The organism is Streptomyces venezuelae, from assembly GCF_008642315.1.
In the GTDB taxonomy this organism is placed as follows: domain Bacteria; phylum Actinomycetota; class Actinomycetes; order Streptomycetales; family Streptomycetaceae; genus Streptomyces; species Streptomyces venezuelae_D.
On sequence record NZ_CP029192.1, the window covers coordinates 4,796,961 to 4,821,534 of the forward strand.

A 24,574-nucleotide genomic window follows, 5' to 3' on the forward strand; every position below is an offset into this window, starting at 1 on the left:
CTCTAGCGTCGGATGCCGGTCGCGAACGGCAGCGTGTTGACGAAGGCCCTGTGGTGCTCGCGGTCGCACCACTCCAGCTTCAGATACGACTTGCCGGCGGAGGCGCGGATGGTGCGCTTGTCGCGCGCGAGCGCCTCCGGGGAACGGGAAGAGACCGTGATGTAGCCGACGAGGTTGACACCCGCCGCGCCGCTCGCCAGGTCCTCGCCGCGCTGGTCGAGGCGGGAGTGCGAGGCGATGTCGCGGGGGTCGACCGTGCGGTTCATCTTGGCCTGGCGGCTCGCCTCCGCCTCGTCGTTCGTCTTCTCGGTGAGCATCCGCTCGATGGCGACCTCGGTGGGTTCGAGGTCCATCGTCACGGCCACCGTCCTGATGACGTCCGGGGTGTGGACGAGCAGCGGGGCGAGGAAGTTGACGCCGACGGGCGTCATCGGCCACTCCTTCACCCAGGCCGTCGCGTGGCACCACGGGGCGCGGGTGGAGGACTCGCGGGTCTTCGCCTGGAGGTAGGTGGGCTCCATGGCGTCGAGCTCGGCGGGCCAGGCGTTGCGCTTCGTCATCGCCTGGATGTGGTCGATGGGGTGGTCCGGGTCGTACATGGAGTGCACCAGAGAGGAGAGCCGCCCTTGTCCGAGCGGCTGCCTGACCCGGATGTCGGCCTCCTGGAGGCGCGAGCAGATGTCGGTGAGCTCGCGCGCCATGACGACGGCGAGACCGGCGTCCTTGTCGAGCTTCCTGCCGCCGGCCGGGCGGGCCGCGCGGGCCATCGCCTGCGCCTCCGCGGCGAGGTCACGGGAGTAGTGCATGCAGGCCACGAGGTACGCGCGGTGCTGCTCGCTGCTGGTGGACACCATGGACTGCAACTGGTCGTACGACTGCTGGAGCCAGGGCAGCGCCCGGTCGTCGCCGCGCACGCTGACGTCCTTGGCGTGGGCGTCCGGGTCGGCGGGCAGGGTACGGGCGAGCATCTGGAGGCGGGTGACGAACCCGTCCCCGTTGGCGACGTGCTTGAGGAGCGTGCCGAACCGGTCGACGAGGGCCTCCTGGTCCTCGCTGTCGCGCAGCCCGACGCCGGGACCTTCGATCTCGATGGCGGCGGTGACGGTCCGTCGGTCGGCGTGCAGCAGCACGGCGATCTCGTCCGGGCCGAAGGGCGCGGCCAGCCAGCTGATGCGGCCGATGCCGGGCGGCGGACCGATCTCGACCTCCCTGCCGTCCAGCCGGACGCCCGCCTCGGGCGAGGCGGAGCGGTAGGCGGTCCCGCGCTTCAACGACCGCTTGAAACTCCGGTTGATCTCGAACCACTTGTAGAACGTCCGGCCCTTGTACGGGACGTACACCGCCGCGATGGCGAGCATCGGGAGACCGGTGAGCAGCATGATGCGCAGGGAGAGGACGGGGACGAGGAGCCCGCACATCATGCCGAGGAAGGCGCCCACGATGATCAGGGCGATCTCCCCGGTCTCGCGGTTCTTGCCGACGATCGCGTTCGGCCGGGCGCGGCCGATCAGATATGTGCGGCGGGGCGCGACCGGCTGGGACAGGTGGGACTGGGTCGTCAACGCCCTTCACCTCCCGTGCGGTTGGTACTGCTGTTGCGTGAACCGCCGCGGTGGCCCGCGTGCGGGGTGTCCGTCGCGCTGCTGCGCGGCGGGGGTGCGGCGGAGGGGACAGATCCGCCGCCGTTGGAGGAGCCGCCGCCGGAACCGCGGCTGCTGTGGGCGGCGACGCCGCCGCTGGCGGGGTTGGCGGGGCGGGCCTGGCTGTTCCCGCCGCCTCCGCCACTTCCGCCGCTGTTCCCGTTCCCGCGGGCACTGTGGGTCTTGATGCCCTGCGAGACGAGGGAGGCGGGGGAGCTGATCACGGCGGCGGCCTTGTTCTCGGCGCCGCGCATGATGCGGTTGTTCCGCGAGTTGGCGATCTCGTCCCCGAAGCCGGGGACGAAACGATAGATCATGGCGCTCGCGAAGATGGCGAGCAGGATGATCGAGAGCCCGGAGACGACCGCGGAGAACGAGTCCGGCCCGTCGTCGGCGGAGAGCGCGCCGGCGAGACCCAGCACGATGACGATGATCGGTTTCACGAGGATGACGGCGATCATGATGCCCGCCCAGCGGCGGACGTGCGTCCACAGGTTCTTGTCGACGAGGCCCGCGTAGACGACGGTGCCGAGGAGCGCTCCTACGTACAGGAGCGCCGCCCTGATCACGAGCTCGAGCCAGAGCACGCCGGCGGCGAGGATCGACACGAGCGAGACGACGATCAGCATGATCGGGCCGCCCCCGATGTCCTCGCCCTTCTTCAGCGCGCCGGAGAACGTCCCGAAGAACGTGTCCGTCTGACCGCCCGTCGCCTTCGCGATGACGTCCGTGACGCCGTCCGTCGCGGACACGACGGTGTAGAGGATCAGGGGGGTGAAGGCGGAGGCGAGGACCGTGAGCCAGAGGAAGCCGATGGCTTCGGACAGGGCGGTGGTGAGCGGCACGCCGCGTACTGCCCTCTTCGCCACGGCGAGGAGCCACAGCAGGAGCGTCAGCACGGTGCTCGCCGCGAAGACGACGGCGTACTGCTGCAGGAACTCCGGGTTCGTGAAGTCGACGTTCGCCGTCTCCTTCACGGCGTCCGAGAGCTTGTCGACGGTCCAGGAGGCGGCGTCGGCGCAGCCCTTGGCCAAAGAGCTAAGGGGGTCGAGGGTCGAGTCGAGGGGGCTCTCGGTGGGGTAGTCGCCTCCGCCGCTTCCGCCGCCTTCTTGGCCTTTTTCGCAGTACTTCTTGGCGGGGCCGTGGATGAGGTCGCAGGCGTCCTCGTCCTTGGGGTCCGGGGCGGCGACAGCACGCGTCGCAAGCAGGATTGCGGCGGTCTGGACAGTGGCGACAGTGGCGCCAAGTCGGAGCACACGGCGGCTACCGGGCATAGGTGAACCCTCCGTATCCTTCGACGGCCTTGGCGATCTCGTCGGAGTTGGACGCACGCTCGTCACCCGGGACCGGGGCAGGTCCGTCCTTCTGGGAGTGCGTGACCGCCTTCCAGTCACCGTCAATCCACGCCAGCTCCATGGTCAGCGTGAACCAACTGTTGGTGACCGGTTTGGTGGACTTCTCTCCGGCAAGGCCCAGCAGACCACTGCACCAGACCTCGACGGTCGCCTTGCCCTCCGAGAAGGCGGTGGCCTTGGTTCCGATCGGAGTCGTACGAGAGATGAACTGGTAGCCGCTAGGCGTCGAGCCGTCCTCGTTCAGGCCCACGTTCTTGAAGAACGGGGCTGTGTAGGCCTTGTCCAACTCGGTCTGGAACTTGGCGACGCTGGACGGAGCCATGACGGTGTTGAGGATGGCGTTCCGCTTGTTCTTGTCGAACATCTCCGCTGAGCCGAGGGGCACGGCGAAGTTCGCCGCCGCGCTCTCGGCACCCTGCTTGGTCTTGGCGAAGCCGGAGGCGATCCCACCGGCCTTGCCGCCTACCGGCTTCGTCCCCGAAGCAGCCGTCGGAGACGAAGCGGCCTTGTCCCCGTCATCCCCTCCGGAGGAGGAATCATCGCCCCCCCGATTGGCGAAGGCGATCGCGGCGATCAGCAGGACCACGACGCCCACGACAGTGACCAGACTGCGCGAGGACGTGCGTCCGCCGCGGGCGGATCTGCGCAGGCCGCCGCCGTAGACGTCGTCGCCCCCGCCCTCCCCCTCGGGAAGCCGCGTCCGGGTCTCTCCCGAGCCGCCGAAGAGGCCGTCGTTCCGGTCGTCGTCGGGACTCATGCCGCGCATGCCCCCTCAACCTCTCGCTGGACCGTCTCGTAGGACACGTATGACGGTAGCCCTGCTGGTTCCCGCGCGGGCGCGGTGTGGTGACTCGACATCAGGGAGTTGCAACCTCAGCCGGTGGGCACGACGGACGGGTGGGGGAGAGGGCGGACAGGGAGAGGGGGGAAGGGGACAGGGTGGGGGGACGTGGGACATGGGGACCGGGGACCTGGGAGAGGGAAGGCGGCGGGTGCGCGGGGGACCGCTAGACCGCCATGCCGTAGACGATCGTGAACAGTGTGCCCAGCGACCCGATGATGAAGACGCCGGTCAGCCCCGCGATGATCAGACCCTTGCCCTGCTCCGCGCTGAACGTGTCACGAAGCGCCGTCGCGCCGATGCGCTGCTTCGCCGCACCCCAGATCGCGATGCCGAGACAGAGGAGGATGGCGATCGCCATCACGACCTCGATCATCACGCGTGCCTCGTTGCCCAGGCTCCCGAAGGGACCCCAGTCGGGGGCGATCCCGCCGATGATGGTGGTGATGTCGCCCTTTTCGGCTGCCATAAGCATGTGTAACTCACCGCCCCTAGTGGGTTGTTCTGTCACCTCTGCCCACTCGGTGCAGAGGACAGCTCATTGTCGCCGACAATCGGGCCCGCGCATGTCGCCTTGGCGCCATTCGTTGGCTGAGTTCGTACGTTTCCTCGTACGCGAGGTCCGGTGACTCTGTGTATCACGCGGTACGACGCCGGGCAATGACGGCCCGGCGTGCCCCTGACCAGGTGTTAAGTAAGCCCGAGCCCGGCGGTGCCGCGGGTCACGAAGGAGCAGTCGGTGTAGCGGTCCGCGGGGTCGAGCTTCGCGCCGTCGGCTCGATTGCGTACGCCCGCTCGCTTGTGGAGGAAGTGGTGCGCTCCGGCGGGCGGCGTCGGCGGTGCAGGAGCGGTGGTCCGGCGGTCGCGAACGCCGAGAACCCCTGTGGCCAGGTCGTTTCGCCTGGCCACAGGGGTCGCATACGTACGTCGGGGCGTACGTATGGTCCTCCGGGCGCCCGGGGCCGTGTCTCAGCCTGCGGGGGAGTCGCTGACCGTGCCGACCGGGCTGATCGACAGCTTCGGGCCGCCGGAGGGGGCATCGGGGTTGGCCGCGGGGAGGGAGCCCGCGGGCCAGGCGATGGTGACGGTCTTCGTCTCGTTCGGCGGCGTCACGAGGATCTTGGAGACGCGCACGCCGGAGCCACCGCTGTTGTTGATGGGGAACGTGATGTTGAAGGCGGCGGACTCGCCGTCCTTCAGGACGCCGGGCGTGGCCTTCTCGCCGTTGCGGTCCACGGACAGGGTGTCGCCCGTGGCGGTCTTGAGGTCGACGCCCGCGTAGCCGTTGATGGCGCAGTCGCGGCCGCCGCCGTTCTCGAACTGGACGGTGACGACGCCTTCCGTCTTGTCGGTGCTGTTGTCGACGGCGGTGACTTCCAGTTCGTCGCTGCGGCAGATGCCGATCTTGCCGTTCGAGTGGGAACCGGTGCCGGCACCGGTTCCCTTGCCGCTGTCGTTGCCGCCGCTCTTGCCCTCGGTGCCGGCTCCGCTGTCACTGCCGCCGCTGCCGGAGGTGCCGCCTCCGGTCCCCTGGTCCGACCCGCTGCCCGAGCCGCCGCTACCGCCCGCGGTGGAGCTCGCGGCGGAGTCGGCGGACCCCGCACCCGTGCCGCCGGTGTCGTCTCCGTTGCAGGCGGTCAGGCCGAGCGTGCTGATCAGCGCGAGACCGGCGAGGAGGGTCTTGGTGGCATGCGTGTGCTTCATGTGGGGTCCCCGTGAGGTGGTGTGGGCTGGGCTGTACGAGGCCGGTTGTTCGGCCTGCTCCACAGCGAAGCGGGTGCCTCCGGGGCGGGGCAAGGAGTGCCGGACGATCAGGAACGCTGGAATGCCGGCGTGGGCTCTGACCTGCTTAAACAGCCACTCCCTGGAACGGCTCGGTGGGATGGGGTGGGCCCGGGGTCAGCGTTCGCCCGCGGGAACGCCGTACCAGCGCCACTCGGTTCGGCGGGGTCGGCCGGGCAGGGTGCCGCGGCCGGTGGCCCACAGGAGGAGGCCCCACGGATCGTCCGCCACCACCTCGGACCCGGCGTCCGCCACCACGTCCGGGAAGAGGCGGTGGAGGACGCGGGCGCAGAGCTCGGCGGGCGGGGCCCAGAGGTGGCCGATGCCGAGCCCGCCCGCGATGTCGTACGTGTGGACCAGCGTCTCCACGATCCCCATCGCGGCGAAGCCCTCGGGGTCGGAGACGCCCCAGCCGTGGTGGGCGCGGACCGTCGCGGGCGTGGTCGCGACCATGCCGGTCAGCAGGGCACCGCACGACTCCAGGACCTGCAACAGCCCCGCGACGCCGGCCTCGCGGTCGGCGAAGGTGACGTTGGACGGCCCGCCGTGCCGCCGCCGGTACCAGAGGAAGGGCACCTCGGTGCCCAGAGGCGGCTGCTCGGGGCCGAGCTGCGCGGCGTACGCGAAGAGGTCGTCGGCGAGGTGCTCGACGGTCTCCCAGCAGTCCCAGTCCAGCCCACCGGCCTTGCCGCTCCAGTCGGCGTCGTCGGGGGCCTTGCGGAGGACGGCCACGGCCAGACGTACGGCGGTGGTGACGTCCTCGGCGGTGACGGGGGCGGGCTCACGGGCGGCGGCGTCTCGGGTCTCTGGCATGGCGGGAAGATAGCAGCGGGGGTGTGGGGGCTGACCAGTGGTTTTCGACGGAGGGGCCGGCCCCCGGCTCTCCTAGTTCTGCTCAGCCCGTTCCGACTGGCGCGGCCCAGCCGTCGCGGAGGCGCAGGCACCGGCCGCCCAGAGCAGGACGGCGGTGATCATCGCGGGGGTGTGGGTCGACGGGTGGAGGGACCAGGCCCAGGGCTCGGGGGTGTTGTCGCTGCCCACTCCCAGGAGCAGCGTGGGTCCGAACATGCCCAACGGGAGCAGCCAGGCGAGGCCGCTGCCGAAGAGGCGGGCGCTGAGCATGCCGAGGCCCAGATAGCCGATGACGTTGCGGGCCGCCGAGACGAAGACCTCGCTCGTGGCTCCGGCGAGGAGCGGCAGGGCGGTCAGGCCCAGGGCCAGGGCGAGGAGGGTGATCAGGTACAGGGCTCGGTGGCGGGACATCGGCTGGGCCGACGTCTGCTCCAGGTCGGCCATGGGGGAGAAGAGCGTCGTGGCCAGGATCACCGCGTGGGCCAGCGGGACGATCTCGGCCACGGGGACGCTGAAGTCGACCAGGTACCGGAACTCCGGTACCGCGACGCGTTGGCCCGCGAACGCGGTCGCCGCCAGGGCCACGAGCAGGGCGACGGCCGCCGCGCGGGGCAGGCCCCGGCAGCGTACGAAAGCCAGGACAGGGGCGAGTCGTGGGTCTTGGAGCAGGCCTGAGCGGGCCGGTTCCTCGGAGCGGCTGGTCGGGCTCGGAGTGGTCGGGCTCGGAGTGGTCGGTTCGGGATTCGCTGGGGGCATCGCGGCGCTGTCGATTCACTCGGGGGCAGCTGGGGGAGCTGCGGCAGCTACGGGAGTTCGGGGACCGGCTCGCACGCGCGGATGTCGCCGGCCGCCGCCTCGATCCACCGGTCCTGCTTCGCGCGCGGAGCGCCGGTGATGCGCTCGAGGGCGCGGCCGAACTCCTCCCCGTAGTACTCGCCGGGGGCCCCGATGCGGGCGCGTACGGCCGCTTCGAACAGGAACGTGTCGGGGTAGCCGCCGGCCGACTTGAGGAGGTGCGGCGCGCACTTCGATGACCTGGGCTGCGGGAGGGCCGCCGAGAACATCGCGTCGGTCAGGTCGTCCTTGGTCGCCGCCGGTGACATGAGGGGCAGTTCGGCGCTGCCTGCGCCGGACGGGAGGTCGAGGCCGTCGGCGTAGAAGGAGCGGTTGAGTCCGGAGAGGGAGCCGAGCCCGGAGTCGACGGTCCGTACGGCGGCTCGGGCCTGGGGCAGCAGATGACGGTCGTCCGGCCACAGGCACGCCTTCGTGCGGCCGCTGGTGGTGCAGAGCGGCTGCGCGGGCTGTTCCTTGCGCACGGCCCAGTACGAGTCGGGCACCGGTGTGCGGAAGGCCACGAGGGTGCCGCCCGCGACGAGCGCGGCCACCGTGAGCGCGCCGAGCGCGACCGGGCGGGGCGCGAGGGCGGCGCCGCGCCAGAGCGCGGGCAGCGCGATGAGGGCGAGGCCGAACGCCAGGCACCAGGCGACGGCGACCAGCATGCGCGTCGTGTTGGGCTCGAACTCCGAGCTCCAGAACTCGTCTATCGCGGGGAACAGCTTGTCGAGCGGGGTGTCGGGGACGAACGCGACGACGACGAAGAGGCTGTACCAGAAGACGCCCGCGAAGGGGGCGACCACGCGGGAGGGCAGCGCGGAGCCGACGGCGACCCCGACGGCGATCTCCAGGCCCATCATGCCCGCGCCGAGCAGCAGCGGCGTCCACGCGGGTTCGCTGACGTCGCTGACTCCGGCGGTGCGGGAGAAGGCGACGGCGATCAGTACGGCGTACGCGAGGAGGGCCCAGAGCCAGGCCGCGAGCCAGAGCAGCAGCGACTGGGACCAGCTGCCGCGGGCGGCGGTGTCGGCCCAGAGCCGGGTGCGGTGGCGGAAGGCGCGGCCCGCGCTCCAGGCGGCCGCCGCGCTCATCACGGAGCCCATCACGATGACGGAGAAGAGCTGGACCTGGAGGCTGGTCTGGGTCCACCAGCCGATCCAGTCGCTCTCGTCGGGGCTCTCCGCGGTGAAGTAGTAGACGCCGATGGCACCCATGAGGGCGGCGGCCCATTTGGCCTCGCCGCGGCGCATTTCGGTGAGGAGCACGCGCATCAGCCGGCCACCGCTTCCGTGCCGGCGAGGTGCAGATATCCGGCTTCCACGGCACTCCCGTCGATGTCGCCGCCCGCGTCACCCGTGTCCCCGTCGGGCAGCGCGCACAGCTCGGCGACCGTGCCAGTGAACCGGACCGTGCCTTCGAGGAGGACGGCGACGCGGTCGCACACGTGGGCCACGTCCTCGGCGAGGTGGGTGCTCATCACCACCGCGCAGCGGTCGCCCAACTCCTTGATGAGCTTGCGGAATCCGACGCGCTGGGCCGGGTCGAGGCCCACCGTCGGTTCGTCGAGGAGGACGAGGGAGGGCTCGTTGACCATGGCCTGGGCGATGCCGACGCGGCGCAGCATGCCGCCGGAGAGGGCGCCCATCCGCGTACCCGCGTGCTTCTCCATCTGCACCAGGCGCAGCGCCTCGCGGGCGCGTTCGCGGCGCTGGGAGGCGGGCACCTTGCGCAGCCAGGCGGCGTATTCGGTGAACTCCAGGACGGTGAAGCGGGGGTAGTACCCGAAGGACTGCGGCAGCACCCCGATCTGCTTGCGCAGCCGCTGCACGCGGGTGCGTCCCGGGGTCTCGCCCAGGAGGGTGACGTCGCCGGACTTCGGCCTGCGGGCCGTGCTCAGCAGCGACAACAGGGTGCTTTTTCCCGCTCCGTTGGGCCCCAGGAGACCGGTGACTCCGGCGGGGAAGGTGAGGGAGACGTCGTCGAGGGCGGTCGTCGAGCCGTACTGGACGGTGACGCCCGCGACCGCCGCGACCGGCTGGGAGCCGGTCGCGGCGGCGCTGTGGGGAGTGCTCACGTGATTCCTGAGTCCTGAATCCTGAGTTCGAATCAGTTCTGGGCGTTCACGTAACCGTAGGCCCGGCTGCCGGGTATGCCGGCCCAGGTGGCCTTGGTGTAGTACTTGCCGCCGGTGCTGGTGCCCTTGTACGCGCCACAGCCGTAGCCCTGCTTGTAGCTGCGGGACGTGCTGGCGATCTTCGGGTCGGGGCGGAAGCTCTTGTCCTGGTAGATGTACGCGCTGAACGTCCGCGTGTCGTTCACCGGCACGTCGCCGCAGGCCTTGGCGTGCCCGCTGCTCTTGCCCTTCCAGCGGTCACCGTCTTCCTTGCTCCCCGCTGTGGAGAGGGCGAACGGCAGCCGGCTTCCGCTGATCTCCGCGGCCACCGCACCCACGGCGGGCACGCTGATGGCGACCGCCGTCAGCACACCCACGACCGCGAGCTTGCGCTTCCCCGTAAAACGCTTGCGCATGAACTCTCCTAAAATCACGACGAATTGGTCGTAACTGCTTGGTCGCCGATCACATTAGGGGAGGACGCTGACGCTCCGTAGGTCATTAGTTCGAGTGTGTACATGATCACTTATGAGTCATGGGGCGTGGCGGTGCTTGATCGCCGGAAGTTGGCCTGATATCGGCGCTGCGACGCTCTTCCACTCGCCATCAGTACGACGACGTGGCGCCCCACTTTGTGAGGCGCCCTGGCGCGGTCACGTGTGACCTCTACACTGAGCGCCGGTGGACTACCGGCCGGTGAAGGGTGGTTGACGGTGCGTAAGGCGTGGCTGGTCGCGTCCGTCGGGATCGGCGGGGCCCTCAGCTTCATCGCGCTGCTCGTCGTCGGGACGTACATGGCCGCGGGAAGCATGGCCAACGGGGTCGGCGGCGGGTCCGTCGGGCTCGCCAAGGGGGCCGTGCCCGCCACCTATCAGCCCCTCGTGCAGAAGTGGGGCAATCTCTGCAAAGCCATCAACCCCGCGCTGCTCGCCGCTCAGCTGTACCAGGAGAGCGGGTTCAATCCGCGGGCCACGAGTCCGGCCAAGGCGCAGGGGATAGCGCAGTTCATCCCGGGGACGTGGGCCTCGCACGGCTTGGACGGTGACGGCGACGGGGACCGGGACGTGTGGGATCCGAAGGATGCCATTCCGTCCGCCGCGTCGTACGACTGCAAGCTCGCCGGGTACGTGAAGGACGCGCCCGGCAACCCCACGAAGAACATGCTCGCCGCGTACAACGCGGGCGCGTACGCCGTCATCAAGTACGGCGGCGTCCCGCCCTACAGCGAGACGCAGAACTACGTGAAGACCATCACCGACCTCTCGAAGAGCTTCGCCAGGCCCGTCGGCCGCGTGGAGCCCTCCAGGCAGGCGGCCGGCGCCATCTACTACGCCCAGAAGAAGCTGGGCACCCTCTACCTGTGGGGCGGCAACGGCACCCCGGAACAGGGCGGCCGCTTCGACTGCTCCGGGCTCACCCTCGCCGCGTACCGCTCCGTCGGCGTGACGCTGCCGCGCGTCGCCAACGACCAGTACAACGCGGGGCCGCACCCCAAGAGGGAGGAGCTCCTCCCCGGCGACCTCGTCTTCTTCTCGGACGACCTGACCAATTCCCGCGCCATCCGGCACGTCGGCATCTACGTCGGCGGGGGCTACATGATCAACGCTCCGCGGACCGGCGCCGTCATCCGCTTCGACCGCATCGACACACCTGATTATTTCGGCGCGACCCGAGTCACCGAGGACGGTGCCAAGGCCGTGCCGGCCAAGCCGACGGAGGTCTGAGAGAGGCCTCGTTACGAATGGGGCCCACGGGGTATTCGAGGTGTGATGTGGCTGGAACCCTCCGTAAGAACACTTCTCTGAGCTGCGGCGATGTATCTCTCTTCGATAACGTCTGAGTGATCTTTCGGTGGAGAGTGGAACGTAGGACGGGGGACAAGGCGTTCCCTTGACTGGACCGACCACGGGGGTATGAACAGGGCGCACGGAAACGTGCGCCCACGGGCTAGGAGACAAGGGGCCGCAGCGCCATGGCTGGACTCGATGAATCCGGGTCGAACCCCGACGTCGGCCTGCTCTACGACATCAATGGCCTGGCCAAGGACACCCCGTCCTGGTTCGACAGCGCCGCCGCGTTCGTGGGGGAGTACGGGCTGTTGCTCGCCCTCGTCCTCCTGGTCGTGTGGTGCTGGTGGGGGCAGCGCAAGCGCGGCACCCTCGACGACGCCGCGTCCTCGGTCGCCGCCGTCGTCTGGGCACCGCTCGCCGCGGGCATCGCCGTCCTCGTCAACGTCCCCATCCGCGGCTTCGTGGAACGGCCGCGTCCGTTCCGCCTCCACCGCGGCGTCGAACTCCTCGTCGACGGCAAGAACGACTACTCCTTCGTCAGCGACCACGCCACGCTCGCCATGGCCATCGGCGCCGGACTCTTCGTCGCCAACCGGAAGTTCGGCATCGTCGGCCTCTGCCTCGCCGCCGTCGAGGGCTTCCTCCGCGTCTTCATGGGCGTGCACTATCCGACGGACGTCGTCGGCGGCTTCGCGCTCGGTACCGCCGTCGCCCTGCTCCTCTCGCCGCTCGCCATGGCGCTGCTCACGCCGCTCACCAAGATGATCGGCCGCTCCGGGCGGATGGGGTGGCTGGTGTGGGACCGGAAAGTCGCTCCTGTCGCGGCGCCGCTGAGCGGGACGGCGACGACGACGCAGGCGGCGGGTGCGGCATCGGTGGATCCGGACGAGAGGGACCTCGCGGCGTAGCCGTAGCCGTAGGGGTCGGCGTTGAGGTCCACGTTCTCGAAACGGTGCTCGTTGGCGTCCTTCCGGGCGTCGCCACGCGCGCCGCGCTCACCACCACGTTCGAGTCCCAGTGGCCGTCCCTGCCGATGCGCCCGCCGCAGGTGAGCAGGCGCAGTTGGGAGCCGACCACGGGCGCGTAGACCGTGGCGGTGGGGAAGTCCGCCGTGCGGTACGTGGCGACCGCCGTGACATTGAACGTCGTACGTCGCCCCGCCGATGTCGTCGTCTCGATCCGATCGCCGGGGCGCAGGCGGTCGAGGCGGGCGAAGACGGCGTCCCGGTAGCCCCGGACGTCCCGCCCTCCCCGTTCCGCGGGCGCGTCGCGGTGCCCCACGAGGACCGCCGGGCCCAGGGCTCCCGGGCGGGGGCCCAACTCGTACCAGCCCACCTTCAGGGCGTCCCGGAACGACGGCACCTCCAGCGCGCCCCGCCGGTCGAGGCCGACCGGCAGGACGTCCGCGTCCACGCCGATCGCGGGGATCCGGATGCGGCCCTCCAGGGCTCGGACGGGAAACGGCCCGTCGCCCAGCGGTGACGCGGTGGCGAGGAGGGCGGTCGCCGCGAGCAACAGGGGGACCGCCGCACGGCCCGGCAGGCGCTTCACGGGGCGGCGGCAGGGACGGCGGCCGTTCAGTGGTGGTCCGGGCCGGAGCCGGGGCCCGCACCGCGGCCGGGGCCCGGAACGGCGTCCGTGCCCGGGGCCGCCGCGTGCGCCTTGCGGCGGCGCAGCAGCCAGACGCCCACGCCTGCCGCCGCGCCGGTCACCGCCGCGGAGGCGAACGTCAGGGGCCCGGCGGCGGGGTGCTCGGCCTCGGCCGCGGCGTGCGTCGCGCCGCCTCGGGCCGCGCCGGAGGGGGTGGCATCGAGGGCGCCGACGCGCGTGTCCGGGGACTTGGTCGCGGACGCGTCCGGGTTCGGCGTCGGGGTCGTGTACGGGTTCGCGGGCGGTTGCGAGGCCGCTTCTGTCGAGGTGTCCGAGGAGGCGTCCGTAGAGGCGTCCGTCGAGGCGTCCGTGGAAGGGGCCGGGCTTGAGGAGGCCATCGGGGGCGCGGACTTCTCCGCGGAGGTCGACGAGGTCTCGGGAGACGCCGACTTGTCGGTCGCATCGGAGTCCGAGTCGGAGTCCGTATCGGGGTCGGAGTCGCCGTCCGTTCCCGCGCCCGCGCCCAGCTCCTTGCCGTCCGCGCCGAGCAGGCTCCAGCCCTTCACGTCCTGGCCCTTGGGGTCCTGCCCCTTCTCGTCGCCCTTGTAGTAGTAGAGGGGGCGGGTCTCGTAGATGACCTGCGGCTTGTCGGCGTCCGGCGCGTCGTCGCCGGTCTGGGCGGTCTGGCCCGAGACGTCGTCGGCCTTGGTGGGGTAGCCGATCGCGGCCGGCCACTCGGTGGCGCACTCCCCGGTGCAGTCGGGGGTGTCGGCGTCGTCGGCGTCGCGCGTGTAGAGCGGATTGCCGTCCTTGTCGGCGAGCGCCTTGCCCTCAGGGGTGTCGATCAGGGTCAGCTGCCCGGGCTCGGTGGGCTTGTCCAGGGCGACGGCCGGGCCTGCCAGGGCGAGGACGGCCGCCGCGGCCGCCGTCGCCGTGACGGCGGCTATTCGCGGGGCGCCGGAGGGTATGCGCGTGCTACGGGGTGGGGTCATGCCCCCAGGCCACCCGTGTCCAGCGGGGTGGGCCACCTGGGGGCGTGTCGGGCGGGGCCGAACGGGTTGCGGTACCCGCCGGGCGGGTGACGGGGGCGAGGGCCGACCGCCCGGCGCGGTACGTCGGCCGGAGAGCCTGCGGGCAGTCGAAGATCAGAGAGCCTGCGGGAAGTCGAAGATCACAGAGCCTGCGGGAAGTCGAAGATCACAGAGCCTGCGGGAAGTCGAAGAATCGCGTCGGGTCGTACTGCTTCTTCAGCTTCTTCAGACGCGGCGCCGCCGCCCCGTAGTACGCCTCGCGCCAGTTCGTCAGCGTCGAGTCGGTGTAGTTCTGGTACGCGGCACCGGACGCGTAACGCCCCATGGCCCCGTGCGCCTTGTTCAGCCACGCGCGGGCACCCGAGCCCGACGTGCCCGCGCGCCACGACGCGATGTACTGCGCCAGCATCCGCGAGCGCCGGTGCACGAACGCCGTCGCCGTCGGGTCGACGCGGTTGATCGCGCCGCCGAGCGCGGTCAGCGCGATGCTGCCGCCGCTCGCGCCCGTCACGTTCTCGATCTGCGACAGCAGCGTGCGGATGCCCGCCGCCGACAGCGAACGATCGAAGAAGTCCGAACTCGCCGCGTACGTCTCGCGCTTGAGGGCGCCCTGCGGGGATCGGCCCGGCGTCGCGCCGGGGAGGTGGCACTGGGCGTCGGCGGAGAAGGACGAGCAGCCCGCGTACACCTCCATCGACTCCTCGTACGTACGCCGCTTCAAGGAGACGCTGCGCGCCGGTGCGCCGATCTTGTCGGCGAGGCGGTCCACGGCGTTCTGCAGTTCGCCGTACGTCCCGAGGGAGAAGCACGCGACGGACACGGTCGGGGTGCCGCCCGGCGTGTTCGCCAGGTGCGCGGACGACCAGATCTCGTCCGGCTGGTCGGGGCCCCACTCCTGCCAGGCCTTGATGACCGCGGCCGCCTTCGACCAGGGCCACGTCATGTAGGCGGAGACGCCCTGGGGCGCGGCGTGCGTGCGGTACGTGAGTTCGGTGACGATCCCGAACTGGCCGTTGCCCGCGCCGCGCAGCGCCCAGAACAGGTCCTTGTTCTCCGACTTGGAGGCGGTGAGCTGCTTGCCGTCCGCCGTGACGAGCGTGGCGGAGGTGAGGCTGTCGCAGGTCAGGCCGTACGCGCGGGACACCACGCCGTGGCCGCCACCGAGCGTCAGCCCGGATATGCCGACGGTCGGGCACGAACCCGCGGGGATGGTGACGCCCTTCGCCGCGAGCGAGCGGTAGACGTCGATGAGCTTGGCTCCGCCGCCGACGGTGGCGGAGCTGCCGCTCGCGCGTATCTTGCTCAGCTTCGAGACGTCGATGATCAGCCGGCCGTTGCCGGACGACCAACCCGCGTAGGAGTGACCGCCGTTGCGGATCGCGACCTTGGTGCGGTGGGCGCGGGCGTACGCGAGGGCGGTGCGGATGTCGTCCGGGTGCGCGACATAGGCCACGGCGGTGGGCTTCAGGTCGTCGTACCGCGTGTTGTACAGCTGCCGGGCCGCCGCCCACTTGGCCTGGCCGGGCTGGACGAGGGTGCCGTCCAGGTCACGGGCGAGGGCCTTGAGGGTGGCCGGGGAGGAGGAGGCGGCGCTGGAGGTTCTGATCGGGGTGCCGCCGGCGCTGCGGGTGCCGCCGCCGGACGCGGTGGCCCCGGCGCCCGTCCTCGTGCCGGGCCCGTCCGGAGTGCCGCCGGAGCAGCCCGCGACGGTGGCGGCGGCCAGTGTGGCCGCCGTTGTGCCGATGAATGTACGTCGTTCCATGACGCCTCCCGTTGCTTCCCGAGGACGAGACGGTGTGGGGGGCGCGGGGGTTCCTTCTCCGGGGGAGGGAGGGGCGGGTGCGGATGGGGGTGGGGGTGGGGGTCAGGGGGAGGCTTCGTGCTCTGTCGCGTCCGTACGCGCCTTGCTGCGGGCCCGCCGGGCGGGGCCGCGCCAGCCGCAGGTGCAGTGGGCCGCGGTGAAGCGGCCGTTCTCGACCGTCGTCGTGCGGTGGGCTGTCGTGGGGTGGGCTGAGGGGGCTTGCTGATCGGCCACACGGCCACCGTACCGACCCCGGGTGAACGGCCGCCCGCGTGACGGGTCAACGCACCGGTCGTTAGGGGAACGACGGGGGATATCGCAGGCGCGGAGAACGCTTGGGGGTAGACAGGCGATGGGGCACCGGCACAGGCACATGGGTGGTGCGGGCGGCGTGGTGGTCGGCGCCGTCGCGTTCGGTCTGATGGCCGCAGCCTCCGGCTGTTCGCCGTCCGGCGCCGCCGCCGACGGCAGCGGTCCCGGCGACCCGGCCGACGTCGTGCGCAGGTCCGCCGACTCCCTCGTCCGCGCGGGGAGTTCCAAGGCGTCGACCTCCATGGAGATGGCCAGCGGCGGTACGCGCGTCACCATCCGCGGCAAGGGCGTCTACGACTTCGAGCGGCAGGTCGGACAGTTCGAGGTGGTGCTCCCGCAGGATCCCGCGGGCAAGGACGAGCACCGGCCCATCACCGAGCTGATGGCCTCGGGAGCGCTGTACATGAAGAACCGGGGGGCCGGGGTGCCCTCCGACAAGTGGGTGCGGATCGAGACACGTTCACTGTCCGACGGCAATCTCGTCACCGGCGGCGCCACGGATCCCCTCGCGGCGGCGGAACTCCTGCGCGGGGCGCGCAAGGTGGGGTTCGTGGGGGAGGAGCGGGTCGGTGGGGTGGATGTACGGCACTACCGCGGCGTCGTCGACCTGCGTGCCGCCGCACGGGCCGCTTCCGCAGGTCAGCGCGGTGCGCTCGGGGTCGCGGCGGCGAAAGGGTTCAGCAGGGGCAGCGTGCCCTTCGACGTCTACCTCGACGACGAGGGGCGCGTGCGGAAGCTGCGGCAGCGGTTCGCGGTGGCCGACGCGAACGTGGCGTCCACCACGCTGTTCTACGGCTTCGGGGTGCCGGCGAAGGTGCGACTTCCGGCCGAGAAGGACATCTTCGCCGGGAAGATTGCGGGTCCGTAGTCGCGTACGGCTGGTGGAAATGGTCCGTCCGTGCCATGCGCGGTGCGTAGACCTCTCCCTACCCTAGGAAGTCGGTCGGCATCAGGAAGAGGTGATGAACGTGGCTCCGATGCGTGGCGGTACGGCGGTTCAGGACCACGTCGCCCTCGCCGAGATCGAACTGTGCGGGGAACTCATCATTGCGGCGAGTGCGGCGGCCGAGCGGTTGAGCTTCGACCGGATCGACGAGGTGCTGCAGGTTGCGGACTGGCGCGAGCGGGGGGTACCCGGCGAGGCCGGGGGTCGCTCTCCTCGTGACTGAGGGCCTCGCTCCGGCGCCGTAGCCCCGCCCGCGGTTCCACCCCACACCGAAAGCGGTGAGCAGCCCCCTGCCCGCCGCTGCGCGGCGATACGCCCCTCCCACCCGCCCGTGCGCCCCGCACCGATGGGCGCGGGCAGGTCCCTGTCCGCCGCTGCGCGGCGATGCGGCCCTCCCACCCGCCCGTGCGCCCCGCACCGATGGGTGGGCGGGTGGGGGAGAGCCCGCGTAGCGGGCACGCGGTGCCGGGTGGGTGCAGGGGGTTTGTGGGGCGACCCGCCGCCCGCCCCACCCGCTTGCACCGGGGGGCGGGGAAGCGCTCGCGCAGCGGGCGCGCGTCGCGGACGGGGTGCAGGGCGTGTGCGGTGTGACCCTCCCGCCTGCCGTGCGCCCGGCACCGATGGGTGGGCGGGTGGGGGAGAGCCCGCGTAGCGGGCACGCGGTGCGGGGCGGGTGCTGGGGGTGTGTGGGGCGGCCCGCGGTCCCATACACCCGCTTGCACCGGAGGTGGGGAGGCGCTCGCGGTGTGGGTGGGGTGCAGGGCGTGTGTGGTGTGGCCCTCCTGCCTGTCGTTGCGTCGCGCACCGATGGGCGGGTGGGTGGGGGAGAGCCCGCGTAGCGGGCACGCGGTGCGGGGCGGGTGCTGGGGGTGTGTGGGGCGGCCCGCGGCCCCACACACCCGCTTGCACCGGAGGTGGGGAGGCGCTCGCGGTGTGGGGGCGGCCTGCCGTCCCCCACTCACTTGCAGCGAAGGTGGGTGGGTGGGGGGCAGCGGGTGTGTGGGGCCGGCGGTTCGGCCGGGTGGCGGTCGAGGGTGGTCGACGGGGGAGTCGGCGTACCCCTCGCGGGAGCGTTACGTCCGCATCATGCGCGCGATCGCCTTCGTCGCCTCCTCGACCTTCGCGTCGATCTCCGTGCCGCCCTTGACCGCCGCGTCGGCCACGCAGTGGCGCAGGTGCTCCTCCAGGAGCTGGAGGGCGAAGGACTGGAGCGCCTTCGTGCCGGCCGAGACCTGCGTGAGTATGTCGATGCAGTAGACGTCCTCCTCGACCATGCGCTGCAGGCCGCGGATCTGGCCCTCGATGCGGCGCAGGCGCTTGAGGTGTTCGTCCTTCTGCTTGTGGTAGCCGTGCACCTGGTCGGAGGGCGCTTCGGGCGCCCCCGGGGTCGGTACGGCCGCGTCGGCCGTGTCGGCCGCCTCAGTGGTCGTCATGGCGTCCTCCTTCTGGACTTCGGGGTCTTGAGCCAAGGGTCCGGGGTTGGTCCGGGGTTGGGGTGGGGGGTGTGATGCTGGGCGGGGGCTGAGAGTTCGTACCGGGTTCTGAGACTTCGCGCACTTTTGCGGGGCATCCACCCCGTCTCCCTCGTCCCCATCCTCCGGAAACAGCACACATTTACATACCCCCCACGGGTATATCGTAGCCGATTCTACGGGGGGTGTGCTGATCACTGTGCCTGATGGGCGACACTGGGGGGCGGCCGGTTAGCCGTGGCCGGATGATGCGCCTAGCATCAGCCTGACCGCATCCAAAGCACCCCGAGGACCCCACGTGCGCTTTCGTCTGACCCCCAGGGAGACGAGCTTCTACGACATGTTCGCCGCATCCGCGGACAACATCGTCACGGGCTCGAAGCTCCTGATGGAACTGCTCGGAGCGGACTCTTCCGCACGGGCCGAGATCGCAGAGCGTATGCGGGCCGCGGAACACGCGGGAGACGACGCGACGCATGCGATCTTCCACCAGCTGAACTCCTCGTTCATCACGCCGTTCGACCGCGAGGACATCTACAACCTCGCGTCGTCCCTCGACGACATCATGGACTTCATGGAGGAGGCCGTCGACCTGGTCGTCCTCTACCAGGTCGAGGAACTCCCCAAGGGCGTCGAGCAGCAGATCGAGGTGCTCGCCCGGGCCGCCGAGCTCACGGCGGAGGCCATGCCCAATCTGCGGACGATGGCCAACCTCACCGAGTACTGGATCGAGGTCAACCGTCTGGAGAACCAGGCCGACCAGATCCACCGCAAGCTCCTCGCCCAGCTCTTCAACGGCAAGTACGACGCCATCGAGGTGCTGAAGCTCAAGCAGATCGTGGATGTGCTGGAAGAGGCCGCCGACGCCTTCGAGCACGTGGCGAACACTGTGGAGACCATCGCGGTCAAGGAGTCCTGAGGCCTCGCCATGGACACCTTTGCTTTGATCGTGACGATCGGCGTCGCGCTCGGATTCACGTACACGAACGGCTTCCACGACTCCGCGAACGCCATCGCCACCTCCGTCTCCACCCGTGCGCTGACGCCCCGCGCGGCGCTCGCCATGGCCGCGGTGATGAACCTCGCCGGTGCCTTCCTGGGCAGCGGGGTCGCCAAGACCGTCAGTGAGGGGATCATCGAGACCCCGCACGGCGACAAGGGGATGTGGATCCTCTTCGCGGCGCTCATCGGCGCCATCGTGTGGAACCTGATCACCTGGTACTTCGGTCTGCCCTCGTCCTCGTCGCACGCGCTGTTCGGCGGCATGGTCGGCGCGGCGCTCGCCGGCGGCATCGGGGTCATCTGGTCCGGGGTCGTCGACAAGATCGTCATCCCGATGTTCCTGTCCCCGGTGGTCGGCCTCGTCGCCGGTTACCTGGTGATGTGCGCGATCATGTGGATGTTCCGCAAGTCCAACCCGCACAAGGCCAAGCGCGGCTTCCGTATCGCGCAGACGGTGTCCGCGGCCGGCATGGCCCTCGGTCACGGTCTCCAGGACGCGCAGAAGACGATGGGCATCGTGGTGATGGCCCTCGTCATCTCCGATGTGCAGAGCGCCGACGCCCCCATTCCGATCTGGGTCAAGATCGCTTGTGCGCTGATGCTCTCCGCCGGTACGTACGCGGGTGGCTGGCGCATCATGCGGACCCTCGGCCGCAAGATCATCGAGCTGGACCCGCCGCAGGGCTTCGCCGCCGAGACGACCGGCGCGGGCATCATGTTCACCACGGCGTTCATGTTCCACGCGCCGATCTCGACGACGCACGTCATCACCTCCGCGATCATGGGTGTGGGCGCGACGAAGCGGGTGAACGCGGTGCGGTGGGGTGTCGCCAAGAACATCATCCTGGGCTGGTTCATCACCATGCCGGCCGCCGCGATCGTCGCCGCGTTGAGTTTCTGGGTCGTGGATCTCGCGTTCCTGTAGCGCGCGCGACGTACCCACAGCACATGGAAGGGCCCGCCCCCGGGAGCCAGGGGCGGGCCCTTCTTGGTGTCCCTGCGGTGGCACCGCCATGCAGCACCGCGGGGAGTCGGGGTGGCTCAGCCGAAGCGGCCCGAGATGTAGTCCTCGGTGGCCTGGACCGACGGGTTGGAGAAGATCCGCTCCGTGTCGTCGATCTCGATGAGCTTGCCGGGCTGGCCGACGGCCGCCAGGTTGAAGAACGCGGTGCGGTCCGAGACGCGGGCCGCCTGCTGCATGTTGTGCGTCACGATGACGATCGTGAAGCGCTCCTTCAGCTCGCCGATCAGATCCTCGATCGCGAGGGTCGAGATCGGGTCGAGGGCCGAGCAGGGCTCGTCCATGAGCAGGACGTCGGGCTCGACCGCGATCGCCCGCGCGATGCACAGACGCTGCTGCTGGCCGCCGGAGAGGCCGGAGCCGGGCTTGTTCAGGCGGTCCTTGACCTCGTTCCAGAGGTTCGCGCCCTTGAGGGACTTCTCGACGATGTCGTTCAGCTCGGACTTCTTGTACGAGCCGTTGAGCTTCAGGCCCGCCGCGACGTTGTCGAAGATGGACATCGTGGGGAACGGGTTCGGGCGCTGGAAGACCATGCCGATCGTGCGGCGCACGGCCACCGGGTCCACGCCGCTGCCGTAGAGGTCCTCGTCGTCCAGGAGCACCTTGCCCTCGACGCGGCCGCCGGGCGTGACCTCGTGCATGCGGTTGAGCGTGCGCAGGAACGTGGACTTGCCGCAGCCGGAGGGGCCGATGAAGGCCGTCACGGAGCGGGGCTCCACGGTCATGGAGATGTCGTCGATCGCCTTGTGGGAGCCGTAGAAGGCGGTCAGGCCCGATACGTCGATTCGCTTGGCCATGGGATCACTGCTTTCGAAAAAATGGGGCGTGCTGAGGGTCGCTGATGTGGCCGCCTCAGCGGCCCGTCTTGGGGGCCTTCCAGCGCGCTACGGCGCGAGCCGCCATGTTGAGGATCATGATGAAGCCGATGAGGGCGAGCGCCGCGGCCCAGGCCCGGTCGTACGACGCCTCCGTGCCGGCCGCGTACTGCTGGTAGATGTACAGCGGCAGTGAGCCCTGCGCCCCGCTGAAGGGGTTCGTGTTGATCAGGGGGTTCACCCAGACCAGGAGCAGGACCGGCGCGGTCTCACCGGCGATGCGGGCCACCGCGAGCATGACGCCCGTGGTGATGCCGCCGATCGCGGTGGGCAGGACGACCTTGAGGATGGTCCGCCACTTCGGTACGCCGAGGGCGAGGGACGCCTCGCGCAGCTCGTTCGGGACGAGCTTGAGCATCTCCTCGGTGGAGCGCACGATCACCGGCATCATCAGGATGGCGAGCGCCATGGCGCCGGCCCAGCCCGAGTAGTCGAACTTGAGGATGAGGATCCAGAAGCTGAGGACGAACAGGCCCGCGACGATCGAGGGGATGCCGGTCATGACGTCCACGAAGAACGTGACGGTCTTGGCGAGCTTCCCGCGTCCGTACTCGACGAGGTAGACCGCGGTGAGCAGGCCGATCGGCACGGCGATCACGGAGGCCAGGAGCACCTGCTCCAGGGTGCCGATGATCGCGTGGTAGATGCCGCCGCCGGTCTCCTCGTCGGCCACCACACCCATGGAGTGGGTGAGGAAGTAGCCGTCGAAGACCTTGATGCCGCGCTGCACGGTCTCGTAGATCAGCGAGGCGAGCGGGACGACGGCGAGCAGGAACATGACCCACACCAGCGAGGTGGCGAGGCGGTCCTTGGCCTGGCGGGAGCCTTCGACGCCCATCGCGAGGACGTACGAGCCGACGATGAACAGGACGGCGGCGATCAGGCCCCACTGGATGCGGCTGTCCAGGCCGGCCGCGGCGCCGATGGCGACCGCGACGGCGGCCGACCCCGCGGCCATGACCAGCGGCGTCCAGCGGGGCAGCGTCGCGGCCTTGAGGGTCGAGGGCCGCTTGACGAGCGGGCCGGTCGGGGTGGGTGTCGTGGTGCTCATGCGTTGGCCCCCGAGTACTCCTTGCGGCGCGCGATGATCAGGCGGGCCGCGCCGTTGACCAGCAGCGTGATGATGAAGAGCACCAGGCCGGAGGCGATGAGCGCGTCCTGGCCGTACTCACTGGCCTCGTTGAACTTGCTGGCGATGTTCTGCGCGAAGGTGCCGCCGCCGTAGTCGAGCACCGAGGTGTTGATGAGGAAGTTCGGCGAGAGGACGGTGGCGACGGCGATCGTCTCGCCGAGCGCGCGGCCGAGGCCCAGCATCGAGGCGGAGATGATGCCGGAGCGGCCGAAGGGGAGCACCGACATGCGGATGACCTCCCAGCGCGTGGCGCCGAGGGCCAGCGCGGCCTCCTCGTGCATCTTCGGGGCCTGGAGGAAGACTTCGCGGCTCACGTTCGTGATGATCGGCAGGATCATGATCGCGAGGAGGATGCCGACGGTCATCAGGGAGCGCGGGGCCTCGCCGTTGTAGGCGAAGATGCCGGTCCAGCCGAAGTAGTCGTCCAGCCAGCTGTAGAGGCCGGTGAGGTTGGGGGCGACCACGAGGGCGCCCCACAGGCCGTACACGATCGAGGGCACGGCGGCCAGCAGGTCGATCACGTAGGCGATGGGGGCGGCCAGCTTGCGCGGCGCGTAGTGCGAGATGAAGAGCGCGATGCCGATGGCGACGGGGACGGCGATCGCGAGGGCGATGATCGAGCTGACCACGGTGCCGAAGACCAGGACCGCGATGCCGAAGTACGGCTTGCCGTCCGTGTTGATGCCGGCCGGGTCCCACTCGAAGGTGGTGAGGAAGTTGCCCGTGTTGTCGGAGAGGGCGACGGTCGTGCGGTACGTCAGGAACGCGGCGATGGCCGCCATGATCACGAGGAGCACGATTCCGGAGCCGCGGGAGAGGCCCAGGAAGATCTTGTCGCCGGGGCGGGTGGCGCCGCGCGCGGCGGCCTTGCTCACCGGGGCGGTCGGCTCGACGTCTTCGACGGGGGGAGGAGCGGTCGTATTGCTTGGTATGTCCATGGGGTTCTCCGGTCTGCGGAGGCGCCGTGCGGGTGTCGCAGGCGCTCCGTGGCGGCGGTGCACCGGACGGTGCGGCCGGCCCTGGTACCGCGGGGCCGGCCGCACTCGGTTCAGCTAGCTCAGGCCCGCGACGGTGGAGCGGACCTTGGTGATGATCTCGGCCGGGATCGGCGCGTAGTCGTTGTCCTTGAGGACGTTCTGGCCGTCCTCGCTGGCGATGTAGGTCAGGAAGGACTTGGTGGCGGCGAGCGTGTCGGCCTTGTTGCCCTTCTCGCAGACGACCTCGTACGTCACGAGGGTGATCGGGTACGCGCCTTCGGCGGTCGGCTTGTAGTTCAGCTCCAGGGCGAGGTCCTTGCCCTTGCCGACGACCTTGGCCTCGGAGATGGCCTTGGAGGCGTTGTCGACGGTGGCCTTCACCGGCTCCTTGGCCTCGGTCTTCAGGTCGACGGTCTTGACGCCCTCACCGGCGTAGGAGAGCTCGAAGTACGAGATGGCGCCCGCGGTCTGCTTGACCTGGCCCGCGACACCGGCGGAGCCGTTCGCGGACTGGCCGCCCTTGGGCTCCCACGACTTGCCCGGCTCGTACGGCCAGGCGCTGGGCGCGGCACCCTTCAGGTACTTGGTGAAGTTGTCCGTGGTGCCGGACTCGTCGGAGCGGTGGAAGGGCTGGATCTTGGTGCTGGGGAGCTTGGCGTCGGGGTTGAGCTTCTCGATCGCCTTGTCGTCCCAGGTCTTGATCTTGTTGTTGAAGATGTCGCCGAGGGTCTTGGCGTCCAGGGTCAGGCTGTCGACGCCGGGGACGTTGTAGCCGATGGCGATCGGGCCGCCCACCATGGGCAGGTCGATGGCCTGGCTGCCCTTGCAGATCTTCTTCGACTTCTCGACCTCGTCGGGCTTGAGCGCCGAGTCCGAACCGGCGAACGCGGTCTGGCCCTGGAGGAACGCGGTGATGCCGGCGCCCGAACCCGTCGGGTTGTAGTTCAGCTGCACGTCCTTGCAGTTGGTCGTGTAGACCTTCCGCCAGGCGTCGATCGCGTTCTTCTGCGCGGACGAACCGGAGGCCGCGAGCTGGCCCTTGGCGTCGTCGCACTTGATGTTGGCGTTGGCGTTGGTCTCCTTGCCGCCGTCGCCCGAGCTGGTGTCGTCGGAGCCGCACGCCGTGAGGGCCAGGGCGCCGGAGACGGCGATGGCGCCGAGGGAGAGGGCGCGGAGCCGGTTCTTGCGCTGAAGCTTCACTTCGGGTC

The 24,574-nt window shown here is 70.2% G+C and carries 26 protein-coding genes and 1 pseudogene; 7 read left to right on the forward strand and 20 right to left on the reverse strand.

From position 1 onward, the window contains the following. Positions 1-2 precede the first annotated feature (2 nt). The 11 genes from DEJ48_RS20910 to DEJ48_RS20960 form a co-directional block, all read right to left on the reverse strand. Complete coding sequence (locus DEJ48_RS20910; RefSeq protein ID WP_150217647.1) at positions 3-1,562, reverse strand: SCO6880 family protein; 1,560 nt, start codon at positions 1,560-1,562, stop codon at positions 3-5. Further along, the gene (locus DEJ48_RS20915; protein WP_150217648.1) at positions 1,559-2,914 is read right to left on the reverse strand and encodes a hypothetical protein; all 1,356 of its coding nucleotides are present in this window, start codon (positions 2,912-2,914) and stop codon (positions 1,559-1,561) included. The genes DEJ48_RS20910 and DEJ48_RS20915 overlap by 4 nt, the downstream gene beginning before the upstream one ends. After that, positions 2,904-3,752: a hypothetical protein gene (locus DEJ48_RS20920; RefSeq protein ID WP_150217649.1), complete on the reverse strand. Its 849-nt coding sequence runs from the start codon at positions 3,750-3,752 to the stop codon at positions 2,904-2,906. Before DEJ48_RS20920 ends, DEJ48_RS20915 begins: the two co-directional genes overlap by 11 nt. Before the next feature lie 250 nt (positions 3,753-4,002). Further along, a complete protein-coding gene (locus tag DEJ48_RS20925) occupies positions 4,003-4,311 on the reverse strand; it encodes a hypothetical protein (RefSeq protein ID WP_055570172.1) in 309 nt (102 codons plus the stop codon). A 215-nt stretch (positions 4,312-4,526) separates the two neighbouring features. Further along, complete coding sequence (locus tag DEJ48_RS20930; RefSeq protein ID WP_150217650.1) at positions 4,527-4,745, reverse strand: hypothetical protein; 219 nt, start codon at positions 4,743-4,745, stop codon at positions 4,527-4,529. Positions 4,746-4,805: 60 nt separating this feature from the next. Continuing rightward, positions 4,806-5,540 carry a DUF4232 domain-containing protein gene (locus tag DEJ48_RS20935; protein WP_150217651.1) on the reverse strand — a complete coding sequence of 245 codons (735 nt, stop codon included), beginning with the start codon at positions 5,538-5,540 and terminating at the stop codon, positions 4,806-4,808. A 195-nt stretch (positions 5,541-5,735) separates the two neighbouring features. Next, positions 5,736-6,431, reverse strand: a complete 696-nt coding sequence (locus DEJ48_RS20940) for a hypothetical protein (RefSeq protein WP_150217652.1) — start codon at positions 6,429-6,431, stop codon at positions 5,736-5,738. A gap of 72 nt (positions 6,432-6,503) precedes the next feature. Continuing rightward, positions 6,504-7,226 (reverse strand): hypothetical protein, encoded by a 723-nt coding sequence (locus DEJ48_RS20945; RefSeq protein ID WP_150217653.1) that lies wholly within the window; start codon positions 7,224-7,226, stop codon positions 6,504-6,506. 47 nt (positions 7,227-7,273) lie between these two features. Next, positions 7,274-8,575 (reverse strand): hypothetical protein, encoded by a 1,302-nt coding sequence (locus DEJ48_RS20950; protein ID WP_150217654.1) that lies wholly within the window; start codon positions 8,573-8,575, stop codon positions 7,274-7,276. Further along, positions 8,575-9,378: an ATP-binding cassette domain-containing protein gene (locus DEJ48_RS20955; RefSeq protein ID WP_150217655.1), complete on the reverse strand. Its 804-nt coding sequence runs from the start codon at positions 9,376-9,378 to the stop codon at positions 8,575-8,577. The genes DEJ48_RS20950 and DEJ48_RS20955 overlap by 1 nt, the downstream gene beginning before the upstream one ends. A 32-nt stretch (positions 9,379-9,410) precedes the next feature. Beyond that, entirely contained in the window at positions 9,411-9,833 is a 423-nt protein-coding gene (locus DEJ48_RS20960; RefSeq protein ID WP_150217656.1) for a hypothetical protein, read from the reverse strand. Positions 9,834-10,130: 297 nt separating this feature from the next. Here DEJ48_RS20960 and DEJ48_RS20965 point away from each other — a divergent pair, with 297 nt between their 5' ends. From DEJ48_RS20965 to DEJ48_RS40790, 3 genes are all read left to right on the forward strand, one after another. After that, positions 10,131-11,141, forward strand: coding sequence for an NlpC/P60 family protein (locus tag DEJ48_RS20965; protein ID WP_150217657.1), 1,011 nt, complete (start codon positions 10,131-10,133; stop codon positions 11,139-11,141). Between the two features lie 248 nt (positions 11,142-11,389). Beyond that, positions 11,390-12,115 (forward strand): phosphatase PAP2 family protein, encoded by a 726-nt coding sequence (locus DEJ48_RS20970; RefSeq protein ID WP_150217658.1) that lies wholly within the window; start codon positions 11,390-11,392, stop codon positions 12,113-12,115. Between the two features lie 44 nt (positions 12,116-12,159). Next, complete coding sequence (locus DEJ48_RS40790) at positions 12,160-12,294, forward strand: hypothetical protein (protein WP_263399447.1); 135 nt, start codon at positions 12,160-12,162, stop codon at positions 12,292-12,294. Here the strand turns inward: DEJ48_RS40790 and DEJ48_RS41080 are convergent. The 4 genes and pseudogenes from DEJ48_RS41080 to DEJ48_RS39770 all read right to left on the reverse strand — a co-directional run. Further along, a pseudogene (locus DEJ48_RS41080) lies at positions 12,249-12,758 on the reverse strand (sortase domain-bontaining protein); the annotation flags it as partial. The gene DEJ48_RS40790 and the pseudogene DEJ48_RS41080 overlap by 46 nt on opposite strands. Before the next feature lie 26 nt (positions 12,759-12,784). Then, positions 12,785-13,789: a hypothetical protein gene (locus DEJ48_RS20980; protein ID WP_150217659.1), complete on the reverse strand. Its 1,005-nt coding sequence runs from the start codon at positions 13,787-13,789 to the stop codon at positions 12,785-12,787. Positions 13,790-13,994: 205 nt separating this feature from the next. Then, complete coding sequence (locus tag DEJ48_RS20985; RefSeq protein WP_150217660.1) at positions 13,995-15,590, reverse strand: FAD-binding oxidoreductase; 1,596 nt, start codon at positions 15,588-15,590, stop codon at positions 13,995-13,997. A 102-nt stretch (positions 15,591-15,692) separates the two neighbouring features. Continuing rightward, the gene (locus DEJ48_RS39770; protein ID WP_190537502.1) at positions 15,693-15,863 is read right to left on the reverse strand and encodes a hypothetical protein; all 171 of its coding nucleotides are present in this window, start codon (positions 15,861-15,863) and stop codon (positions 15,693-15,695) included. Positions 15,864-15,981: 118 nt separating this feature from the next. Between DEJ48_RS39770 and DEJ48_RS20990 the strand changes: the two genes are divergently transcribed. Then, positions 15,982-16,809, forward strand: coding sequence for a hypothetical protein (locus tag DEJ48_RS20990; protein WP_411757470.1), 828 nt, complete (start codon positions 15,982-15,984; stop codon positions 16,807-16,809). A gap of 94 nt (positions 16,810-16,903) precedes the next feature. Beyond that, positions 16,904-17,110 (forward strand): hypothetical protein, encoded by a 207-nt coding sequence (locus tag DEJ48_RS20995; RefSeq protein WP_150217661.1) that lies wholly within the window; start codon positions 16,904-16,906, stop codon positions 17,108-17,110. Positions 17,111-17,960: 850 nt separating this feature from the next. Here DEJ48_RS20995 and DEJ48_RS21000 read toward each other — a convergent pair. Further along, a complete protein-coding gene (locus DEJ48_RS21000; RefSeq protein ID WP_150217662.1) occupies positions 17,961-18,320 on the reverse strand; it encodes a metal-sensitive transcriptional regulator in 360 nt (119 codons plus the stop codon). Between the two features lie 337 nt (positions 18,321-18,657). On the opposite strand from DEJ48_RS21000, the gene DEJ48_RS21005 reads away from it, so the two are divergent. Both DEJ48_RS21005 and DEJ48_RS21010 read left to right on the forward strand, forming a co-directional pair. After that, on the forward strand, positions 18,658-19,278 hold the full coding sequence (locus DEJ48_RS21005) for a DUF47 domain-containing protein (protein WP_055567145.1): 621 nt from the start codon (positions 18,658-18,660) through the stop codon (positions 19,276-19,278). Between the two features lie 9 nt (positions 19,279-19,287). After that, positions 19,288-20,286 (forward strand): inorganic phosphate transporter, encoded by a 999-nt coding sequence (locus tag DEJ48_RS21010; protein ID WP_150217663.1) that lies wholly within the window; start codon positions 19,288-19,290, stop codon positions 20,284-20,286. A gap of 116 nt (positions 20,287-20,402) precedes the next feature. Here DEJ48_RS21010 and pstB read toward each other — a convergent pair whose 3' ends face one another. The 4 genes from pstB to pstS form a co-directional block, all read right to left on the reverse strand. Beyond that, positions 20,403-21,179: a phosphate ABC transporter ATP-binding protein PstB gene (gene pstB, locus DEJ48_RS21015; protein ID WP_150169539.1), complete on the reverse strand. Its 777-nt coding sequence runs from the start codon at positions 21,177-21,179 to the stop codon at positions 20,403-20,405. Positions 21,180-21,234: 55 nt separating this feature from the next. Beyond that, positions 21,235-22,308 carry a phosphate ABC transporter permease PstA gene (pstA, locus tag DEJ48_RS21020; RefSeq protein ID WP_150217664.1) on the reverse strand — a complete coding sequence of 358 codons (1,074 nt, stop codon included), beginning with the start codon at positions 22,306-22,308 and terminating at the stop codon, positions 21,235-21,237. Continuing rightward, a complete protein-coding gene (gene pstC, locus DEJ48_RS21025) occupies positions 22,305-23,327 on the reverse strand; it encodes a phosphate ABC transporter permease subunit PstC (RefSeq protein ID WP_150217665.1) in 1,023 nt (340 codons plus the stop codon). The genes pstA and pstC overlap by 4 nt, the downstream gene beginning before the upstream one ends. A 114-nt stretch (positions 23,328-23,441) precedes the next feature. Continuing rightward, a complete protein-coding gene (gene pstS, locus DEJ48_RS21030) occupies positions 23,442-24,566 on the reverse strand; it encodes a phosphate ABC transporter substrate-binding protein PstS (RefSeq protein WP_150217666.1) in 1,125 nt (374 codons plus the stop codon). Positions 24,567-24,574: the final 8 nt, after the last annotated feature.

Bases quoted from the DNA above. Each gene is read 5' to 3' on its own strand.
- pstB (WP_150169539.1), bottom strand. From the start codon at position 21,179: ATGGCCAAGCGAATCGACGTATCGGGCCTGACCGCCTTCTACGGCTCC.
- DEJ48_RS20960 (WP_150217656.1), bottom strand. From the start codon at position 9,833: ATGCGCAAGCGTTTTACGGGGAAGCGCAAGCTCGCGGTCGTGGGTGTG.
- pstC (WP_150217665.1), bottom strand. From the start codon at position 23,327: ATGGACATACCAAGCAATACGACCGCTCCTCCCCCCGTCGAAGACGTC.
- DEJ48_RS21010 (WP_150217663.1), top strand. From the start codon at position 19,288: ATGGACACCTTTGCTTTGATCGTGACGATCGGCGTCGCGCTCGGATTC.
- DEJ48_RS20990 (WP_411757470.1), top strand. From the start codon at position 15,982: ATGGGGCACCGGCACAGGCACATGGGTGGTGCGGGCGGCGTGGTGGTC.
- DEJ48_RS21000 (WP_150217662.1), bottom strand. From the start codon at position 18,320: ATGACGACCACTGAGGCGGCCGACACGGCCGACGCGGCCGTACCGACC.
- DEJ48_RS20915 (WP_150217648.1), bottom strand. From the start codon at position 2,914: ATGCCCGGTAGCCGCCGTGTGCTCCGACTTGGCGCCACTGTCGCCACT.
- DEJ48_RS20920 (WP_150217649.1), bottom strand. From the start codon at position 3,752: ATGAGTCCCGACGACGACCGGAACGACGGCCTCTTCGGCGGCTCGGGA.
- DEJ48_RS20940 (WP_150217652.1), bottom strand. From the start codon at position 6,431: ATGCCAGAGACCCGAGACGCCGCCGCCCGTGAGCCCGCCCCCGTCACC.
- DEJ48_RS20995 (WP_150217661.1), top strand. From the start codon at position 16,904: ATGAACGTGGCTCCGATGCGTGGCGGTACGGCGGTTCAGGACCACGTC.
- DEJ48_RS20985 (WP_150217660.1), bottom strand. From the start codon at position 15,590: ATGGAACGACGTACATTCATCGGCACAACGGCGGCCACACTGGCCGCC.
- DEJ48_RS20970 (WP_150217658.1), top strand. From the start codon at position 11,390: ATGGCTGGACTCGATGAATCCGGGTCGAACCCCGACGTCGGCCTGCTC.
- DEJ48_RS20950 (WP_150217654.1), bottom strand. From the start codon at position 8,575: ATGCGCGTGCTCCTCACCGAAATGCGCCGCGGCGAGGCCAAATGGGCC.
- DEJ48_RS20945 (WP_150217653.1), bottom strand. From the start codon at position 7,226: ATGCCCCCAGCGAATCCCGAACCGACCACTCCGAGCCCGACCACTCCG.
- pstA (WP_150217664.1), bottom strand. From the start codon at position 22,308: ATGAGCACCACGACACCCACCCCGACCGGCCCGCTCGTCAAGCGGCCC.
- DEJ48_RS20980 (WP_150217659.1), bottom strand. From the start codon at position 13,789: ATGACCCCACCCCGTAGCACGCGCATACCCTCCGGCGCCCCGCGAATA.
- DEJ48_RS20925 (WP_055570172.1), bottom strand. From the start codon at position 4,311: ATGCTTATGGCAGCCGAAAAGGGCGACATCACCACCATCATCGGCGGG.
- DEJ48_RS20935 (WP_150217651.1), bottom strand. From the start codon at position 5,540: ATGAAGCACACGCATGCCACCAAGACCCTCCTCGCCGGTCTCGCGCTG.